Origin of the sequence: Clostridium tarantellae, assembly GCF_009295725.1 — a bacterium.
In the GTDB taxonomy this organism is placed as follows: domain Bacteria; phylum Bacillota; class Clostridia; order Clostridiales; family Clostridiaceae; genus Sarcina; species Sarcina tarantellae.
The window spans coordinates 1-1,920 of record NZ_WHJC01000449.1 but is presented as its reverse complement, the minus strand read 5'-3'; the positions used below and the strand labels follow the sequence as shown (position 1 = coordinate 1,920).

Annotated in this window: 1 protein-coding gene; it reads right to left on the bottom strand. The window is 31.9% G+C overall.

From position 1 onward, the window contains the following. The coding region (locus GBZ86_RS15460) for a family 20 glycosylhydrolase (RefSeq protein ID WP_152892144.1) at window positions 1-1,920 on the bottom strand (1,920 nt) is incomplete at both ends.

Here is a 1,920-nt window from a genome sequence, read left to right as displayed (position 1 = left end):
TATTTATAGTATGCTCTCCCCCTAAATTTAAAGTTATATTTTGTGGGAAAGTAACTCCTGCCCAGTCTGTATGCCATATAGTATTTTCATTTCCATCAATAGCATAACTAGCATATCCTTCATTTCCAGCTGCTGTATGCTCACTAGTAGCAGTAGCTGTCATTTCACTTTGTGGAATTAATGTTGGATCTATTGGTTTTTCTGCTATATTTTTAACTTGTACATCATCAATAGCACCTTTAAATGAGTTAGTTTCACTACCAATCTTATCTAATGGTAATGCAAATGTTCCATACTTTCCATGATCACTTGTTGTACTTACTGTATCTACTAATTCACCATTTACATATAAACTTGTTTTAGTCATTTCTCCTACGAAAGTCAACTCTACCCACTGATCCTCAGGTAATTGATAATTAAAGGAAAAATCATAAAACTCTCTTGAAAAACCTACCTTACCAGTATCTTTTTGGCAAGCTTTTAAAGAACCATTTTTTGATTCTGATAAAATTTGCTCGCTAAAATCTCCATTACCATCTTTTTTAACTTTAAAGGTAGCTGTATAATTTGGTCCTTTATTTTCTACTGGAGTATCTACAAAGCTGGATTCTCCTTTAAATGAAATGGCTTTTCCATCTTCACCATCTATAACTTCTACATTAGAACCTGTAGCATTATAATTATTTCCTGAATTATCCACCATTTCATTTTCGGAGCCATTATTAAAATCATAATCTATTAATGTTTCTCCTACAGATGCTACTTCATATCGTGGATTTGTATTTGGTGCTGTTCCAACTTCATCAGCCACATCCTTAAATTCATTAAAACTTTTTTCATTATCTGTAGACCACATCTTTTCTGAAAGAACTTGAACTGCTGGCATCATTCTATCAAAAATATCTAGTTCAGATATACCATTTGCTCTAGCACCTATTAAATCATTCCAAATAGCAAACATACCACCTTTTAATTGAGGATGCCCTGCTGGAATTTTGTAGCTATAATTACCTCTAAATGTATTTGGTTCCCAATTCTCATAAAGAGATTTATAATTTAAATAATCTCTATAATAATTTGCACCTGGTACCATATAAAGATTTGAATCATCTGTATTTATAATATCAAACCCTTCATTTATCATTGCTACTGGATCAGCCCAACCTAAATTCCAAATATTCATTGTAGCACCTTCACCTGGTACAGAAGGCTGTCCACCTATTTGAGATAAACTTCCCCAAAGTCTTGGAGTTCTTCCATTGTCTTTTACAAAGTCTAAATAATTATTAGTAAACATTCTAAAGCCTTCATTATCTCCATTATATTCATCTGTTCCTATATGGAAATCTTGATCTCTAAATACAGGATTTTCTCCACCTATATATTCATTAAATAAAGCATCCACAAATTTAAAAGTTTCAGGATTTCTTACATCTAAATGATCTGCCTTTCTGCCATCACCTTGACGAAGTTCTGGAAAAGCTTTTGTAAATGCTAATGAATGAGCTGGCACATCTATCTCTGGAACTATATCAACTCCATAAAGCTCTGATTTATCTATAAACTCACCAAACTCTTTTTTAGTATAAGATAAATCTTTAGCTGTTATTTCTGGGAAAGTTTCTGACTCTAATCTAAAAGCCGCATAACCATCTTGCCAATTTTCATAATCTTGATAGAACCAAATTTCATTATCATTTAAATGCACCTGAAAATCATTCATTTTATACCATGACATTAATTTTGTTGTTTCTTCTAAATAGTCCATAGTTATAGGTTTTCTACCTACATCCAGCATAAATCCTCTTGTTTCATACCTTGGAAAATCTCTTACAATACCTTTTGCTATGGTATTTTTTGTTTGCTTTAATATTTGAAGTATTGATCTAGTTGAATAAAAAGCTCCTGTTTCATCAATAG